Origin of the sequence: Mycobacterium sp. DL440 (assembly GCF_011745145.1) — a bacterium.
Lineage (GTDB): Bacteria > Actinomycetota > Actinomycetes > Mycobacteriales > Mycobacteriaceae > Mycobacterium.
In genome coordinates, this window is the sequence record NZ_CP050191.1 from 5,992,229 (window position 1) to 6,009,010 (window position 16,782).

Sequence of the window (16,782 nt, forward strand, 5' to 3'; positions counted from 1 at the left end):
GGTTAGGGGTTACCTGCGGGCGCCTGCGTGGTCGTCGTCTCCGGTGCGGTCGTGGTAGTCGTCGCCGGCGCAGTGGTCGTGGTCGTGGTCTCGGTCGTCGTCGCCGGCTCGGTGGTGGTTGTCGTCGTGGTTTCCTCGACCGTCGTGGTGGTTGGCGCCACGGTCTCGGTGACGGTGTGCGTCGGTGCCGGAACCACGGGGGCCGAGGTGGCGACCGATGTGGTGGTGGTTGCCGTGGTCGACGTGGTGGTAGTCGTGGTCGTCGACGAGGAATCGGACGAGAACAGCTGCACCAGGGCATAGATGACCAGCGCCGCGATAACTGCGCCGAGCGCACCCATGCCGATCAGCGCAGCGGGCTTGCGGTACCAGGGGACGGGCTCGGGAGTGGGCGGCGCGGAGTACTCGCCGTGGCTGGGCGCGTACTGCGTCGGCTCCTCGTCGTCGTAATAGTTCGACACGCGCCGATGGTAGGCGCGCTCAGCCGCCCGGCGGGGGATACAGCGTGCGTGTCACGTTGGTACGCGGCCGGTAGTGCGTCGTGGGGTACTCCCCGTAGTCGGCGCCCGACGGCGTGGTCGTCGTCGTGGTGGGTGTGGTCGTCGACGTGGGCGAGGTCTCGGAGGTCGTGGTGGTCGTCGTCTCCGAGGTTGACGACGTCGTCGGTGTGTCCGACTCGCCGGGCACACCGAACTCAGTGGTCACCGGCAGGCGGGAAGTGGTGGTCCGGGTCGTGGTGGACTTCGTCGTCTTCACCGACGTCGACGTATAAGTGGGCGGGACGAAATCGATGGGAGCGTCCTCGGGCCCGCCAGAGCTGGTCAGCGAGATCGCCGCCCACAACACCAGGCCGATCACGGCTAGGGCGGCCGCGCTGGCCCCAGCCACCGCCGGCGTCGAGTGATGCCAGGGCGCCTCGGGCTGCCCCTGATCGTCGTCGTCACCGGTCACGGGCACCGATACTATGCCCGGCCTTGGAGTGGGCTTCGGTCAGCTCAGCTGACGGATGACATCGCCGGCGAAGAGCTCGAGGTGATCCAGATCGGTCTGGTCGAGCATCTGCAGGTAGATCCGCTGCACCCCGGCCTCCAGGAACGGGCCCAGCTTGTCGACGATCTCGGCGGGCGTGCCGACCAGCGGTGAATTGCTCCGGAGTTCGTCCACCTCGCGGTTGATCGTCGCGGCGCGTGTGGCAATCTGCGCTTCGTCGCGGCCCGCGCACAGCACGAAGGCCGCCGAGTAGGTCAACGAGTCGGCGGTTCGTCCCGCCGCGGTCACCGCGTCGGCCACCCTCGCGAACTGGGTCTTGAGCGTGTCCAGTGGTACGAACGGCACGTTGAACTCCGCTGCGAACTCCGCGGCCAGCGCCGGGGTGCGCTTGGCGCCCATCCCGCCGATGACGATCGGCGGATGGGTCTGAGTGGGCTTGGGTAGCGCTGGAGAGTCGACGACGGTGTAGTGCTCGCCAGTGAAGTCGAAAGTCTCGCCAACAGGCGTGTCCCAGAGGCCGGTGAGGATGCGCAGCTGCTCTTCGAGCCGATCGAAACGCTCACCCAGCGGCGGGAACGGGATGGCGTAGGCCTGGTGCTCAGCCTCGAACCAGCCGGCGCCAAGACCCAATTCGACACGGCCACCGCTCATCTCGTCGACCTGCGCCACCGAGATGGCCAACGGTCCGGGATGGCGGAAGGTGGCCGAGGTGACCATGGTGCCCAGCCGGATCGTCGAGGTTTCGCGTGCGATGCCGGCCAGCGTCACCCAGGAGTCGGTCGGACCGGGCAGGCCGTCACCGCTCATTGCCAGGTAGTGGTCAGACCTGAAGAACGCCGAGTAGCCGAGCGCTTCAGCCGCGCGGGCCACCGCGAGCTGATCGGAGTAGGTAGCACCTTGCTGGGGTTCGACGAACACACGGAAATCCACGGACGCCAGCCTATCTGCGGCATCGTAAGGATGGCGCGCGGCTTGGTGCCAGGCGTGGGTGACCTGAGGTTCTACAGCCCGCGGCGGGTGGCGCGCAGCGCGGCGACGGCGTCGTTATTGCCGGAGAACTCCACCCGGGCCGGCTCGCGTCCGGCGGCGAACATCAGCAACTCGCCCGGTTCTCCGGTCACCGTGACCTCCGGACCGGAGCCGATGGCGGCCAGCGTCTTGCCCTGCGGCGTGGTCAGGGTGACCCGGGCGGGGGATTTGCCCATGGTCATCCGGGCCATCGCGCCGATTCCCCGCGACAGCGCGGATACGGTAGCAGCATCGAGATCCCTTGGCTCCCAGTCAGGTTGGGCCCGGCGCACATCCTCATTGTGGATGAACATCTCGGCCACATTGACCAACGGGTCCAGCAGTTTGAACGGGGAATAGAGCGGGGGACCCGCGGCGATCTGGTCGACCAGGTCGGCCCAGTCCGTGCTTTGGGTGACCTTCTGCTGCACGCGGTCGGTGTAGCCGGCGAGCTGGGGGACCAGGATCCCGGGTGCAGCGTCGAGGCGCCGCTCCCGCACCACCAGATGTGCGGCCAGGTCACGGGTGGTCCAGCCCTCGCACAAGGTGGGCGCATCGGGGCCGGCGGCGCGCATGGACTCGACCAGTGCGGCACGTTCCCGCCGAGCGACAGTCATGCGCGATCCGCCTTCGGCTCCTCGCTTGAAGTCATAGCGCCAACTCTAGAAGGTTTTCACTCCCTGGACAGCGACGGTCATCCCATGTCCGGTGCTGTTGTTGCTGATCCGGGTGCCGTCCTCGCTCGCATCGATGGTCCAGCCCACCGCGCTGTACTTGCGATAGTCGAGGGTGATCACCGGAATGTCGCCGAGGTTGCCCACGACCCACTTGATCTGGCCGTCCGGGGTGAGCCTCACGCCATTCGCGTGCTCACCGTCGATCACCGGTGAGTCGGCGAAGTCGGACTCGCACCCGACGTCCTGCTGGGACAATTGGCAGCGGGTCCTGCCGGACTTGGTCTCGATGAAGACGTACCCGTTCTGCGGCTGCAGTTCCGCTGCGCCGGACGGCGGAGCGGGCGCCGAGGTGCTCGGCGGAGCGGTGGTGCTCGACGAGGGCGCCGGACTGGACCGGGTGGGCCGCGCGGTCGGGAAACTCGGCTCAGTCGGTGATTGCGGGCTGGTGGCCGGAGTGCCTTCGATACTCGATTGGCAGCCGGACAACAGCGCACCCACAGCCAGCAGGGCGCCGAGCGATTGCCACGCCTTCACCGCGACAAGGCTACGCATCGCGGGTGGTCACGCCGGGCTATGACGCGCCGAACAACCCCGCGTATCCGTCAGACAGTGCGCGCAGCTGCCCGGCACCGTCACCGCGGAACGATGCGCCGTGCATCAGGGCCAAGGTGGTGGGGTTCAGCTCGGCCAGTTGGGTCAGTGTGGGAACCAGGTTGGTGGTCAGGCCCGTGGCGTGGAATAGCGATTCGGCATCCAATGCCGGTGCCACGCAATCGGATTCAGTGAGCGCCGGGCATTGGCCGGTATGGGTGAACAGGTCGCCGGCCAACAGCGTCGACGTGGTCTCGTCGAACCACAGCCCGGCTTCCCAGTTGTGCGGAACATGCGGGGTGGCGATGAAGCGCAGGCGATGCCCACCGATGTCGTGCGCGGCCTCCGCGGGCGCGGCGACCGGCGGACGGTCACACATGTCGGTCAGCGACAGCATGATCGCGAGCGGGCCGTGGATCACCTCGGCGTCCGGTGCGGCCGCCAGGAACTGGTTGACGGCACCGCATTCATCGGCCTCGAGGTGTCCGAACGAGATCCAGCGCAGTTGGGTCAGCGGCAGTATCCGTTCGATGGCCGCCGATACCTGCGGAAACAGGAACCGGTGACCGGTGTGGAACAGGAATGGCTCGTCACCGGTCAGCAGGAACTGATTGAAGGTGAAGCCGTGCTCGGTGATCCCCGGTATCCAGGTGGAGAGCCGGTAGATGTCCGGGGCGATCTCATCGACGCGGGTGTCCAGGTCGGAGGCCATGCGACCATGGTCCGCCCAATCATTCCCGATGGCTGGGTTTTGCTGTCTTGGGAACCTCCCAGCTGCGTCACCTACCGTCATCGGGTGCTCGGCAAAGCCCTCGATGCGTTTCTGGACTCTCCGTTGTCTGGAATCGTGCCGTGGGCGCTGATGGCGATTCTGGCCGGTCCCGGGCGGTATGAGATCGCGGTATGGGGCGCGCTCGGCTTCTCGCTGTTGGTGCTGGCGCTGGACCGTCGTCGCAACATCCCGGTCCACGTGCTGGAGATACTCGGAGTGGTCTTCTTCGTGGTGCTGGCCGCCGTCGGCCTGGTGGCTTCCAGAGGGCAGAAGACGTGGCTGGAGATGTGGTCGGGGGAGATCACGAATGCCTCGTTGGCGACTTTCGCCCTGGTCAGCCTGGTGATCGGCCGGCCGTACACGACGGCGTACGCGCGCGACGTCACCCAGCCGGACCATTGGGATACGCCGCTGTTCAAGCGCACCAACATGGTGGTGACCGCGGTGTGGGCGGCGGCATTCGGCTTCTCGGCGTCGGTCGGCTTCCTCGGGGATGTGCTGTACGGCAGTACCGACAATTTCTGGACCGGCTGGATTCTGCAGTTGGCCGCGCTGTTCTTCGCGGTGGCCGTCACCGAGTTCTATCCCGAGTACGCCCGGGCCAAGGACGCGGCGCATGCGCTGCGCCCGGTGCCGTCATGGTCGCGGGTGTTCGAGTGGCTGCCACCGTTCGTGCTGGCAACCGGTGTCGCAGGCTGGCTGCTGGCCACGGTCAGCAGCGGGGTGGCTGCTGACCTGGTGGTGGTCGGTGCATTCGGCACGGCACTGTTGCGACGGCGCGAGCTGCGGGCTCGGGCCACGTAACTGTCAGGACTTGCTCGGCTGCGGCAGGAACTGGTTGTCGAGCAACTTTGCGTAGTCGGGCAGTTGCGTGCTCGGGTCGATGGACTTCTGGGTCTTGGCCCATGTCCCGAGTTCGGCCAGCTTGTCGGCCAGGTCCGGATTCAGCTGGATGGTGAAGTCGAACTCGGTGAGCACGATGCGCAGAAGTTCGGGGTCCAGCTGGGTGGCCTTGGCGACGGCGTCCGTGGCGGCGTTGTCGTGTTGGGACAGCGCAGTTCCCGCGTCACCGAGGGCGGTGAGGAAGGCCGTGAACGCCTTGCCCTTGGTTGCGACGGCGGCTTCGGTGGCGACGAACAGGCTGTGCTGGTTGTAGGTTCCGCCACTCAGTGGCACCGCGTCGTCGCCGAGGGCCTTGATGGTCTGCGCCTGGTAGGGCTGGAAGATCGACACCGCATCGACGTTGCGCTGGGTGGCGGCGGTGACGATCGCCGACGGCGCGACCTGCACCAGCTCGGCCTTGATGTTGTTCTGCGCCAGGGCATTCGACACGTAGTAGGCAGCGCTGGTGCCCAGCGGGGTGCCGATCGACTTGCCCGCCAGGTCCGCGACGGTGTTGATGCCGGCACTGCGCCGGGCGACGATACGCGAGCCCTCCCAGCGAGATCCGTCGGCGATCACCCGCAGGGTGGGCGTCCGCGTCAGCGCGGCCGAGGTCGGCACGTCGGCGGCGGTGGTGATGTCGACCTGGCCGGCCGCCGCGGCCTGCAGTGCCTCCACGCCGGATTGAAAGTTCACCACCTTGACGTTCACGTTGTGCTTCCCGAACAGACCGGTGTCGGCGGCGACCGGGACCTGCGCCCAGGACGGGTCGACGACGAACCCGACGGTCAGCTGATCGGCATTCGCGGTGCCCGCGTCGCTGCAGGCGGTGCCTGCCACGGAGAGCGCGGCGGCGGCAACTACTGCGGCGACGAGCCGCCGGAGAGGGGTCTTCATGGATGAGTTCCTTTGTGGGTAGCGGGTCACTGCACGACGTGGTCGATGCCGAGCTGGTGGTGCAGGGTTTTGCGAATCTCGCTGTACCCCGGCTGATCTGCCAGCGCATCGGCCGGGCGGGGGCGGCTCAGCGGGTTGGTGATCTGATTGACGATCTGCCCGTCGCGCAACACGCTGACGGTGTCGCCCAGCCGGATCGCCTCGTCGATGTCGTGCGTGACGAAGACGATCGTGCGGTTCAGCCGCGTCCACAGATCGATCAGCAGATCCTGCATGCGCAGGCGGGTCAGCGCGTCGAGCGCCGCGAACGGTTCGTCCATCAACATGACGGTCGGCTCCCCGGCCAGCACGCGGGCGATGCTGACCCGCTGCCGCATGCCGCCGGACAACTCGCCGGGACGCTGTGTGGCCACCTCGTCACGCAGGCCCACCAGGTCGAGCAGTTCGTGAATCTTTCCCCTGCGCTCGCGTTTTGACAGTCGCCGGGCCGCCAGGGCGAAGTCGATGTTGTCGGCGACCGTCATCCACGGGAACAGCACGTCACGCTGGAAGGCCACGCCTCGGCGGGGATGCGGTGCGGTGACCGTCTCGCCGTTGTCGGTCACCGAGCCTGCGGTGGCCGTGATGAGTCCGGCAAGGCAGTGCAGCAGAGTCGATTTGCCGCTGCCGGAGGCGCCCACGAGTACGGAGAATGAGCCGTCGGGAACGGTCAGGGAGATGCCCTTGAGGGTCGGCTCCTGCTTGCCGGGGAACCTCACCACGAGGTCGTGGGTTTGGATGGCCATCTCAGCGCTCCTCTTGGGCCCAGCGGGTAAATGGGGACGTCACCGAGGCGACGAGCAGGTCACACAGGGCGCCGACGATGCCCAGGACGATCAGGCAGAAGATCAGCCGATCGGCCTGTGAGAACAGCTGTGCCTGGGAGATCCGATACCCGATACCCGATGTGGTGCCGGTCATCTCGGCCACGACGATGAGCACGAACGCCATCGCGGCACCCACCCGCAGACCTGACGCGATGTCGGGGGCCGCCTCGGGCAGCACCACTCGCGACAGGGTCTGCCAACGGCCGGCCCCCAGGCAGCGGGCAGCTTTCAGATAGTCGATCGGGGTGCTCGCCAACCCGGAGTGGCTGTTGATCCACACCGGGACGAAGACGCCGAGTGCGATCACCAGGAGCTTGCTGTTCTCGCCCAGCCCGAACCACAGGATCGCCAACGGGACGAGACCGATCGTCGGGATCGGCGAGAACACCCGCAGCACCGGTTGCAGCAGGTTGCGGCCTGCGGTGGTGGTGGCGGTGAACACCGCGACGGTGATCCCCACGCCGGCACCGATCGCGAAACCGACTGCCGCTCTTTGCAAACTCGCGACGATGTCGTCGACCAACAGGTCCTCGGTCCACAAGGTGTGCCCGGCGGTGAGGATCTCGGGCACGCTCGGGAACAGCTGTCGCGGGAACCGTCCGGTTGCCACGATCAGTGACCACAGGGCCGCGGTGATCCCTAGTCCGGCGAGAGTCCAACCGAGGACGCCCAGCTGGGCGAGTGCCGACCGCAGCCGGGCCGGGGCGGGCTGCTGCGGCGGGGGCGACGTCGTACCGCGGACCGCCAGACCAGCTGTCATGAAAGGCTTCCCGGCTCAAGTCCCACCGCGTTCAGCGGAGAACGCAACGTGCCCTCGGGTGCCCAGTCGAACGGAACGGCCTGCGACCGGTACACCAGCGCCGTGCGGGTGAGCCGGTCGACCCCGGGCACCCTGGTCTGCTTGACCTCGGGCTCCCCGGCTACGCCATAGCCCTGGTAGGGGCTGTGATACTCCCACACCACATCGCCGTCCGGGGTGACCTGGAACAACCGCCCCTGCATCCCCTCGGTGATCAAGGTGTTGCCGTTGGGGAGACGCTGCGCATTGCTGACGAACGAGCTGAAGAAGGTCCACGACGGCAGGCCGGAGTCCTCGGCGGTGTACTGCCACACGATTTCCATGGTGGCAGGGTCGATTTCGAGCACGCGGGAGCCGGCGTAGATGCCCAGCGGCGCCGCTGGATATCCGGCCCCGCCCTGGTTGTCGAACACCAGGATGTTGCCCGCGCCCGGAAGACCCGCGGCGATCATGTGCGGGTTGTGCTGACCGGAGGTCTGATCGACCGGACGTGGCACCTTGTGCACATTGATGCGCTGATGCTGGGCGCCGAACTCGGCGTCGTAGTAGGGCCCCAACTTCCAGGCGATCGTTCCGGACGACTTGTCGATCAACGCGATGATGTTCGCCTTGCGGAAGCTGATCAGGATGTTGTCGGGGTGGAAGGCGGAGTCCGGCTCGTCGACGTACCACCGGTTGGGTCCGAGGGTTTTGGCGCTGTTCATTTCCAGATAGCCCCAGGGATCGTCGGGGTCGCGAGCAACGGCCTGCCGCAAGGCATCCCAGCCGGCATCGGAGAATCCGAACTCGTCGAGATGGTCGCCGGCCAGCCACTTCCAGACGATCTCACCTTCGGGCGTCACCTCGTAGAGCCCCTGGTCTCCGACGGTATGGTCGCCGAGACCGGGCACCACCCGGGGAACGGTGGTCAGGATCAGTCGATTGCCGTTCGGCAGCAGCTCCCAGTCGTGGTTCTGCCGAGCCGCGCCGGCCGGCGCCTGCGTGCCCCACTCCCAGATGACCTCCCCGGCCCAGTCGAGTTGGCCCACGGTGCCGTTGGCGTAGATGCCACCGCGGGCATCGTCGCTGTCGGACAGTTGCACCCCGACGTCGCCGATCCGCCCGTCGTTGAGTGCCGGGTCCAGGATGCGCGGTGGCACACCGGCATACGGCCACTCGTGCACCACGGTGCCGTTGAGGTCGATCAGTCGGGTGACCCCGTCGGCGCCGGTGAACAGGACGTAGCTGTCGTAGGCGAGTTCGGGGTCGAGGTAGCTGACTCCGGTGAGTCGTACGAATGCCATGTCAGCTACTCCACCAACTCCTGGTTACAACCATGGGTCCTCCTCGTAACGGTTCTAATCGATTAGCGTAGGCAGGCGAAACGTGGACGGAACCGTCACAATCGAGGTGATTCAAACTCTTTCGAGTGGTCACCGACGAGCGGAGGGTCCAGCCGTTGTGAGTGGTAAACGTCCGACCCTGGCCGACGTGGCCAACCGCGCCGGCACCTCGACGGCGGTGGTGAGCTACGTTCTCAACAACGGGCCGCGTCCAGTATCAGAGGTATTGCGGGCCAAGGTGATCCGTGCGATCGATGAACTGAACTACCGGCCGGATGGCCGCGCCAGGGCGTTGCGTCGGCCGCGGCGTTGGCGGCAGATCGGACTGCTGGTTCCCGATCTCACGCTGCCCTTGTTCGGTGAGTTCGTAGGGCGGATCGAAGTGGAAGCGCGGGCGCGCGACCACCTGACCCTGATCGGCAACACCGGATACGACCCCGAGCGTGAGATTGAGTTCGCCACCGCGTTCGCCGAGGTCGGTGTCGACGGGCTACTGGTGGTCGGCGCGGCCAACGCCCCGCATACGGCGAATCTCTGTCGGCGGGAACGCATTCCCGTGGTGTGGATGCACAACATCCGCGGCCCGATCGAGACGGACATCATCGGGGTGGATCACGTCCATGCCGGCGAACTGATCGCCCGCCACCTGCTCGACATCCACGACTGTCGCGACATCGCGTTCGTCGGCGGTGTCACTGCGGGCGACGTCCGGCACGGTGACCGGGAAACCGTGCAGCAGCGATTCGAGGGCGTCGCCTCCGTCGTCGGCCAGAGCCTCCCGCACATCCGCACCGATCTCACCCCGTCCGGCGCCTACGGTGCGGTCCGGGAGTTTCTGCGCGACGGCGCGGTGCCGCGGGCGTTCGTGGTCGGGACCTACGGGCAGACAGCGGCCACGATCCGGGCGGTCGCCGATGCAGGCCTGCGGATCCCCGACGACATCCGGATCGTCGGCTTCGATGGTGCCGCGGTCGACTACGGACGGCTGCGACTCACCACCGTGCAGCAACCGGTTGATGCGCTGGCCCGTCAGGCTCTTGGCCGGCTACTGGGCGATTCACCGTGCGCCGACGATGGTTTCGTGCCGACCCTGAGGGTGGGGGAGACCTGCGGCTGTACCTAGTGGTGCAGCACCGTCCGCACGAGGTTCGGCAGCGCGTTGACCGCCTCGGGATCGTGCCCGAAATGTTCGATGACCTGCACCTGGATCTCGCCGACGATGCCGCCGAGAACGGCACCGACCGCGATCATGGTCGGCTCGTCGTCCTTGAACACCGGCCGCAGAATCGACTCGTATTCCTCATTGGTGAGCTGTCCCATCTTGTCGATGATGGTCTGCTCCAGGTCGAGGGCGTTCATGGCATAGTCCTGCGCCTCGACCAACGTGGTGGGCAGCCGCTCCAGCACCATCCGCACCAGGTTGTCCTTGAATGCGTTGTAGCGCTGCGTGCCCACCGCGAACTTGACCAGCGGCGTGGCGATGCCGGTCTGTGCGTCGATGGCCGCTTCGACCTCCTTGCCGACCAGCGAGAACAATTTGTCGGCACCCGGTCCGCGCAGCACACCGTCGAACAGGATCTCGGGGGAGAACAGGTCCTCGGACAGGATCCGCGCGTAGTCCTTGGTGATGATGTCGCGCTGGGCGTGCAGCAACCCCTGGAACGGGATGAAGCCGAGGTACTTGGTCGGCTGGACGGGCCGGAACAACATGTTGAGCGCGATGTAATCGCTGATGAAACCGACGCCGAAGCCGAATGCCGGCATGATCCACGGGTTCTGGAACAACGCCCACGCGATCATCTGGACCACGCCGATGACGAGCCCGAAGTAGATACCGCTGCGCCGGACGAACGCCATGGCGTTGTCGCCGAGCCCGCGCATCAGCTTGTTCAGCTTGTCCTTGTTGCGGACGAGCGTCGTGACGGCCAGGTACTGGATGTCGACGAATCGATTGAGGTCCGCCCGCATCTCGTTGAGCATCTTCTCCACGACCTTGGGGGTCTGATCGTGGATGCGGGCCTGAATGGCATTCCGCGCCGCATCGGGCAAGGAGTCCCACAGCCCGGGCCGGATCTGCTCGGCGAGGTCGCGGGAGATCTCGTCGACCACCTGGGTAAGTGGCTCACGCAGCGCGTTGACGGCTTCCTTCGCGTCGACCTTTTCGAGCAGTTCCTCCGGTTTGAGGAGGTTCTGGGTAAGCAGCTCGATGGTCTTCGAGCCCACCTTGCCCGCCCGGCGTGGCACGATGCCCTGCCAGCCGAACGGCCCGACGCCCTTGAACTCCATCGGCCGGTAGATCATCTCCAGCGCGACGATCTTGGTGCTCCAGCCGACGAACGCGGCGACGAACGGCATGGACAGGTAGATCAGCCAGTTGACGTTGAAATCGGCCCTGATCTCCTGCCACGTCTGGACCGCGAGAATCGTCTCGGCCGTGCTCACGCGCGATCCGCCTTCGGCTTCTCGCTGGTCGTCACGACCCGTCCCGGAGCACCGCAGACTCCCACAAACCGCGCCCCAGCCCCGACAGAGACAAGGTCAGCTTCTCCACCCGTGCGGCCAGCGGGCCGCGGGATCCGCTCTTGGTCGCCTGCAACACCATCGGCTCGGCCAGGAGCACCTCGTACTCGGCCTTCTGGGAAGGGTCCTCGGGACCGGTCTCGACCAGACCCAGCGACAGCAGATGACCGACGTACTGCGGAACCATGCCGGGCAACGCCACGTTGGCGGTGCGGCCGATCAGGCAGGCGTTCTCCAACACTGCTTGACCTGGGGTGCGCGATCGGGTCCAGGTGTGGATATTGACCAGCGGCGAAGCATCACCTTCGGAGAGCGCGCCGAGGATCCGCGCTTCGTCGGCCACGAGCTGGTCGAGCAGCCGGTGGTACAACTCCACCTGACTGCCCGCCGTGCTCTGATCCAGGGCCCGGTCCAGCAAGCGGTCCATCTTGGTGTTGAGCGATTCGGGCGTCGGCTCCTCCGGCGTGGCGGTGGTTACCGGTCGGGGCGCCGCCGAATCGATGGCCTCCAGCCGGTTCTTCACCAGCGTGGCCAGTTGTTCCTCGCCCCAGGCGGCCAGCTTCATGCTCGTCTTGGCGGCGTCGAGCGCGCGATCGGCGAGGCCGAAAGGGTCGTACCGCTTTGGCAGCAGGGGGCGCTCGTTTCGCGGGGTGCGGATCGCGATGGCGATCTCGCCGACGGGTGTGGCGAACCTGAACGCCCGCCGCTGCATGTTCCTGCGGCGTGCTGGAACCTCATCGGACACCGTGTTGTCCGTACCCCTCTTCGACAGTTCCTCTGACATCACTGATCGATTGCCTCCCCACCTACCGGGTGTCCCCGAGCTGTGGGCACCGTACCTGGTCAGCTGCTGGGCTGCCCAAGTCCCAGGTGGGTGGCAGAGGTTCGTGAGCGAGCGGCGGTGTCGGGGGAGAGACCCGCGCACGAGCATCGATGCACATAAATGCACTATTGCATTGGACTGCAAATAGTGGGTACCGTCTCGTCATGACGACAGAGCAGTCGGCGCCCTCGGATCGGCGCACGGTGGAGCGGTTCATGGATGACCCGATCGGATTTTTCGGGGAGTCGCTGACGCGGATGCACAGCGTGCCGCGGGCGGAACTCGAAGAGCTGCAGCGGCAGGCCATGGCGATCCGGTTCGGCCAGCACCGCGGAAGCATCGAGATCGTGCGCAAGCTCGCCGATCGACTCGGGGTCGACGAACTGCTCGAGTTCGACGATGTTGTTCCTCTGCTGTTGCCGCACACCGCGTACAAGTCGTATCCAGCGGTGCTCGTCGACAACAAGCGTTTCGACCTGCTGACCCAATGGCTGGACAAGTTGACCAGTTATGACCTGGCGGGAGTCGACACCGAGGGCTGCACCGGTATCGACGACTGGATTGAGCGGCTCGACCGGCAGACACCGCTGGAGGTGATCACTTCCAGCGGGACCACCGGCACGCTGTCGATCATTCCCAAGGACAAGCACGGCGCCAGCGAGGGCATGATCCTGTGGAAGATCTGCCTGTTCCAGACGTTCGGGACCGAACCCACCGCCGCCGAACTGGATCCGAAGGTCGACGTGATCTGGCCCAACTACGCGAAGGGCAAGCTCGGTCACCTCCGCATCGCGGACATGATCAAGGGCGGCTTCACCGGCGGCGATGAGACCAAGTTCCATGCGCTCTACCCCGAGGCGATCGATACCGACCTGATGTTCCTCGCCTCGAAGATGCGCGCGGCAGCGTCGCGCGGTGAACTGGATCGGCTGGTGGTCGACCCCGCGCTGGCCGCGCGGAAGGACGAGTTCATCGCGATGCAGGCGCGGCAGCCCGAAGACCTGGACAAGTTCTTCACGATGATCGCCGAGAAGCTGTCCGGTAAGCGGGTTTTCATGATCGGCACCTACAACCTGATGTACGACGTGGCCAGGGCCGGCCTGGACCGGGGTATCTCGGGAGTCTTCGCCAAGGACTCGGCGATCCTCACCGGGGGCGGCATGAAGGGTTTCGCCCTTCCCGACGATTACATGGATGTGATCCGCAACTTCCTCGGCGTGGACCGCATCCAGGAGGGCTACGGCTTCTCCGAGCAGAGCGCCTTTCACTGGGGTTGCAGCGAGGGTCGTTATCACGTGCAGCCGTGGGTGATTCCGTTCGTACTCGACCCGGACACCGGCGAGCCGTTGCCCCGCACCGGCCGCCAGACCGGCCGCGCCGCGGTGTACGACCTGCTGCTCAAGGCGCATTGGGGCGGCGCGATCTCCGGCGACGAGGTGACGATCGACTGGGATCTGCCATGTCCGTGTGGGCAGAGCAGCGTCGCCTTCGAGCACGACATCATGCGCTACAGCGAGAAGCAGGGCGTCGACGATGACCGGATCACCTGCGCGGCGACCCATGAGGTGCACAACGAGGCGGTCAATTTCATGAAGGCGTTCGAATCGTGAGTGCCGCCTACACCGTTCCGCTCTTCCTCCGCGGTGAGGTCGTCACCGACGACTTGGTGTCCTTCGGAACACGCAGCGGTGCTGCGCAGTTCGAGGCACCTGACATGTACCGGTACGTGAATCAGCTGCCGCTGGCGAGCCCGGCGCAGATGGCCGACCTGTACGAGGTGAGTTTCGACGAGATCCTCGATGTGCTCCAGGCACTCGGTGATGCCCTGGTCTTCGACACCAATCCCCACCTGCAGCGGGCTTACGAGGCCGCGTTGGTGTCCAACGTCCTGCCCGCGCAGATGCTGGAGAACAGCTACCGCATTCTGCCGCCGCTGTTTTCGCGCGAGAATGTATTGGAGGTCGCCGAGAGTCAGGTCGGACTGGAGTACCTCAACGGCTGGGTGCGGCGCACGCTGGCCGACGGCCGGGAAATGCGGGTACGGGCCTTCGGCGCCCGAACCGCGCACATCCCGGCCGGGAACGGCGGACTGGTATCGGCGGTGACAATCCTGCGATCGGTAATCACCCGCTCGGATGTGATCATCAAGGCGCCGTCCAACGATCCGCTCACCGCGGTCGCCATCGCGCGGACGCTGGCCGAGGTGGCCCCCGGTCACCCCATCACCCAACATCTGACCGTGGGCTACTGGAAAGGGGGGGACGAGGAGGTCGAGGAGATCCTCTACCGGCCTGAACACATCGAGAAGATCGTCGCCTGGGGCGGTTTGGCGTCGGTCAAACACGTCACCCGCTACATCCGGCCCGGCCTGGAACTGATCTCGCTCGACCCGAAACGCAGCGCGACCATCATCGGCCGCGAGGCGTTCGGCGATGCCGAGACGATGCGCGAGGTGGCGCGAGCTGCGGCTGTCGACATCGGCGTCGCCAATCAGGAGGGCTGCGCGAACGCGCGAGTGATCTACGTGCTGAGCGGAACCGATGGGGCGGGCATCGCTGATGCCAACCGGCTCGGCGAGATGATCTATGAGGAACTGACCGCGCTGCCCGAGTTCATCAGCACCGCGCCGAGGTATCCGGACCGCGACCTGTTCGAGTATGTGGAATCGTCGCGGTTGACGGAGGACTTCTACCGGGTGATCGGTGGCCGGAACCGCGAGGGTGCGATCGTCGTGTCGCAGTACGACTCCCAGGTGGACTACTCGTCGATGCTGTCCGGGCGGGTGGCCAACGTGGTGCCGGTCGACAGCATCGACACGGTCACCCAGGCCGTCAACTCCTACACCCAGACCATCGGCATCTACCCCGAATCGCTCAAGCGTCAACTGCGCGACACCCTCGGCCTGTTCGGTGCGCAGCGGCTCACCAGCCTGGGGTACGCGTGCAGCGTGCCGATCGCCGCGCCGCAGGACGGTATCGAACCGATCCGGCGTATGTGTAAATGGATCGTCGAGGAAACCTGCGACCCAGGCGTGGTGATGCCGCTCTGGCGCCTGGCAGCCGCTACCCGGGAGGCATAGATGTCCGCACCGAATGTACCTACCGCGCTCGACATGGTCGACGGGATCGATCTGGGCGGCAAGACATGTGTGATCACCGGTGCCACTTCAGGACTCGGCCGGGAATCGGCGCGGGCCTTGGCTACGGCCGGTGCGCATGTAGTGCTGGCCGCACGCAACCCCGGCGCGCTGACCGAGGCGGCCGACTGGATCCGTACCGAGGTGCCCGGCTCGCGGGTCTCCACGGTCCTGTTGGACCTGGCCTCACTGGCCGGCGTGCGGACCGCCGCCAAGTCCATCAGCAGGATCGCCCCGGCCATCGATGTGCTGATGAACAACGCCGGCGTGATGTTCACCCCGTTCGGCCGCACCGCTGATGGCTTTGAAATGCAGTTCGGGACAAACCATCTCGGCCACTTCGAGCTCACCCGGCTGCTCGTTCCGCAGCTGTCCGCCGCGGCGGCGGCCCGGGTGGTGATCCTGTCTTCCGACGGGCACACGATGGCCGACATCGACCTCGACGATCCCAACTGGGAGCGGCGGGGCTACGACAAGTTCCTCGCCTACGGAGCGTCGAAAACCGCGAACGTCCTGCACATGGTCGAACTCGACCGTCGACTGAGCAGTCGTGGGATACGGGCTTACTGCGTGCATCCGGGTGTGGTCGCCACCTCACTGGCCCGGCACATGACCCGCGACGACTTCGCCGCACTGTCCGACCTCACCCCGGCGCAGCCGAACCGGAGGGCCGAACGCATCGACGTCCTTCACGACTTCGTGCTGCCCGACCAGGGTGCGGCCACGCAGGTCTGGGCCGCGGTGAGTCCCGAGTTGGCCGGCGTGGGCTCGGTGTACCTGGCGGACTGCCGAATCCGGCCCGAGGTCGCGTCATACGCCGTCGACCCGCACCGCGCCGCCCAGTTGTGGGAGCTCTCGGAATCCCTGTGCAGCTGACCGGTTTTACCGCGTCATCGGTAAAGTCGGTGGCCATGGATCGAACGCAACGGCGCAAACAGGAAGTGCGCGAACGCATACTGCAGGCCGCGTTCGATCTTTTCCTGTCCCAAGGCGTTGACGCGACCAAGATCGAAGACATCTGCGCGCGTGCCGACGTCGCGAACCGGACCTTCTTCAACCACTTCGCCACCCGCCAGGACATGCTGGCGGCCCTGGCCGAGCAGCGGTTGCTCAACCTTCAGGAGGTGCTGCGCGACCGGTCGGGGGAGCCGGTGCCGGCGCGGCTCATCGGGCTGTTCGACGACATCGCAAAAACGCTCACAGAATCCGGCGACACCTACCGCGAGCTGATCGGGGCGATGTTCGCCACCACCGGGCTGCGGCTACCGCGTGGCTACGGCCTGCATCAGACGTTCGTCGAGCTGGTCGAGGACGGCATCGCGAGGGGCGAGGTCACGCGCAAACATGATCCGCGCACACTCGCCGACATCATCGTCGGTGCGCTGGTCGGTGGGGTGGTCAGCTGGACCACCGAGCAGAGCTATTCACTCGACACCGGCATGCACGACCTGGCCGGTGCGCTGGTGGACTTATTGCAGGCGGATTGACGGCACCCAGAC

At 66.2% G+C, this 16,782-nt stretch carries 18 protein-coding genes; 6 read left to right on the forward strand and 12 right to left on the reverse strand.

Going from position 1 to position 16,782, the window contains the following annotated elements:
- Positions 1 to 2: 2 nt before the first annotated feature.
- The 6 genes from HBE63_RS29135 to HBE63_RS29160 all read right to left on the reverse strand — a co-directional run bounded on the left by HBE63_RS29135 (position 3) and on the right by HBE63_RS29160 (position 3,966).
- Entirely contained in the window at positions 3 to 461 is a 459-nt protein-coding gene (locus tag HBE63_RS29135; protein ID WP_166908480.1) for a hypothetical protein, read from the reverse strand.
- A 19-nt stretch (positions 462 to 480) separates the two neighbouring features.
- Complete coding sequence (locus tag HBE63_RS29140; protein ID WP_166902215.1) at positions 481 to 951, reverse strand: hypothetical protein; 471 nt, start codon at positions 949 to 951, stop codon at positions 481 to 483.
- 39 nt (positions 952 to 990) lie between these two features.
- Complete coding sequence (locus HBE63_RS29145; protein ID WP_166908482.1) at positions 991 to 1,920, reverse strand: LLM class F420-dependent oxidoreductase; 930 nt, start codon at positions 1,918 to 1,920, stop codon at positions 991 to 993.
- Between the two features lie 71 nt (positions 1,921 to 1,991).
- Positions 1,992 to 2,615, reverse strand: a complete 624-nt coding sequence (locus tag HBE63_RS29150; protein WP_166908484.1) for a TIGR03085 family metal-binding protein — start codon at positions 2,613 to 2,615, stop codon at positions 1,992 to 1,994.
- 45 nt (positions 2,616 to 2,660) lie between these two features.
- Positions 2,661 to 3,227, reverse strand: coding sequence for a hypothetical protein (locus HBE63_RS29155; protein ID WP_166908486.1), 567 nt, complete (start codon positions 3,225 to 3,227; stop codon positions 2,661 to 2,663).
- Positions 3,228 to 3,246: 19 nt separating this feature from the next.
- A complete protein-coding gene (locus tag HBE63_RS29160) occupies positions 3,247 to 3,966 on the reverse strand; it encodes an MBL fold metallo-hydrolase (protein ID WP_166910365.1) in 720 nt (239 codons plus the stop codon).
- 96 nt (positions 3,967 to 4,062) lie between these two features.
- Between HBE63_RS29160 and HBE63_RS29165 the strand changes: the two genes are divergently transcribed.
- A complete protein-coding gene (locus HBE63_RS29165; protein WP_166908488.1) occupies positions 4,063 to 4,842 on the forward strand; it encodes a hypothetical protein in 780 nt (259 codons plus the stop codon).
- A 3-nt stretch (positions 4,843 to 4,845) separates the two neighbouring features.
- On the opposite strand, the gene HBE63_RS29170 is transcribed toward HBE63_RS29165, so the two are convergent.
- Genes HBE63_RS29170 through HBE63_RS29185 form a run of 4 tightly spaced genes read right to left on the reverse strand, consistent with a single transcriptional unit; the run spans position 4,846 to position 8,765 of the window.
- Positions 4,846 to 5,817, reverse strand: coding sequence for an ABC transporter substrate-binding protein (locus HBE63_RS29170; protein ID WP_166908490.1), 972 nt, complete (start codon positions 5,815 to 5,817; stop codon positions 4,846 to 4,848).
- A 26-nt stretch (positions 5,818 to 5,843) separates the two neighbouring features.
- On the reverse strand, positions 5,844 to 6,602 hold the full coding sequence (locus HBE63_RS29175; protein ID WP_166908492.1) for an ABC transporter ATP-binding protein: 759 nt from the start codon (positions 6,600 to 6,602) through the stop codon (positions 5,844 to 5,846).
- Between the two features lies 1 nt (position 6,603).
- Positions 6,604 to 7,443, reverse strand: coding sequence for an ABC transporter permease (locus HBE63_RS29180; RefSeq protein WP_166908494.1), 840 nt, complete (start codon positions 7,441 to 7,443; stop codon positions 6,604 to 6,606).
- Positions 7,440 to 8,765, reverse strand: coding sequence for an aryl-sulfate sulfotransferase (locus tag HBE63_RS29185; protein ID WP_166908496.1), 1,326 nt, complete (start codon positions 8,763 to 8,765; stop codon positions 7,440 to 7,442). The genes HBE63_RS29180 and HBE63_RS29185 overlap by 4 nt, the downstream gene beginning before the upstream one ends.
- A 157-nt stretch (positions 8,766 to 8,922) precedes the next feature.
- Between HBE63_RS29185 and HBE63_RS29190 the strand changes: the two genes are divergently transcribed.
- On the forward strand, positions 8,923 to 9,927 hold the full coding sequence (locus HBE63_RS29190) for a LacI family DNA-binding transcriptional regulator (RefSeq protein ID WP_243858364.1): 1,005 nt from the start codon (positions 8,923 to 8,925) through the stop codon (positions 9,925 to 9,927).
- Here HBE63_RS29190 and HBE63_RS29195 read toward each other — a convergent pair.
- Together HBE63_RS29195 and HBE63_RS29200 are read right to left on the reverse strand one after the other, a co-directional pair.
- Positions 9,924 to 11,246: a DUF445 domain-containing protein gene (locus HBE63_RS29195; protein ID WP_166908498.1), complete on the reverse strand. Its 1,323-nt coding sequence runs from the start codon at positions 11,244 to 11,246 to the stop codon at positions 9,924 to 9,926. The two genes, HBE63_RS29190 and HBE63_RS29195, sit on opposite strands and share 4 nt — an antisense overlap.
- 31 nt (positions 11,247 to 11,277) lie before the next feature.
- A complete protein-coding gene (locus HBE63_RS29200; protein WP_208301244.1) occupies positions 11,278 to 12,108 on the reverse strand; it encodes an Abi-alpha family protein in 831 nt (276 codons plus the stop codon).
- 203 nt (positions 12,109 to 12,311) lie between these two features.
- On the opposite strand from HBE63_RS29200, the gene HBE63_RS29205 reads away from it, so the two are divergent.
- The 4 genes from HBE63_RS29205 to HBE63_RS29220 are packed head-to-tail and all read left to right on the forward strand — an operon-like array spanning position 12,312 to position 16,770.
- Positions 12,312 to 13,757, forward strand: a complete 1,446-nt coding sequence (locus tag HBE63_RS29205; RefSeq protein ID WP_166908500.1) for a hypothetical protein — start codon at positions 12,312 to 12,314, stop codon at positions 13,755 to 13,757.
- Positions 13,754 to 15,226 (forward strand): acyl-CoA reductase, encoded by a 1,473-nt coding sequence (locus tag HBE63_RS29210; RefSeq protein WP_208301245.1) that lies wholly within the window; start codon positions 13,754 to 13,756, stop codon positions 15,224 to 15,226. The genes HBE63_RS29205 and HBE63_RS29210 overlap by 4 nt, the downstream gene beginning before the upstream one ends.
- Positions 15,227 to 16,159, forward strand: coding sequence for an SDR family NAD(P)-dependent oxidoreductase (locus HBE63_RS29215; protein ID WP_166908502.1), 933 nt, complete (start codon positions 15,227 to 15,229; stop codon positions 16,157 to 16,159).
- Between the two features lie 35 nt (positions 16,160 to 16,194).
- The gene (locus HBE63_RS29220; RefSeq protein WP_166908504.1) at positions 16,195 to 16,770 is read left to right on the forward strand and encodes a TetR/AcrR family transcriptional regulator; all 576 of its coding nucleotides are present in this window, start codon (positions 16,195 to 16,197) and stop codon (positions 16,768 to 16,770) included.
- Positions 16,771 to 16,782: the final 12 nt, after the last annotated feature.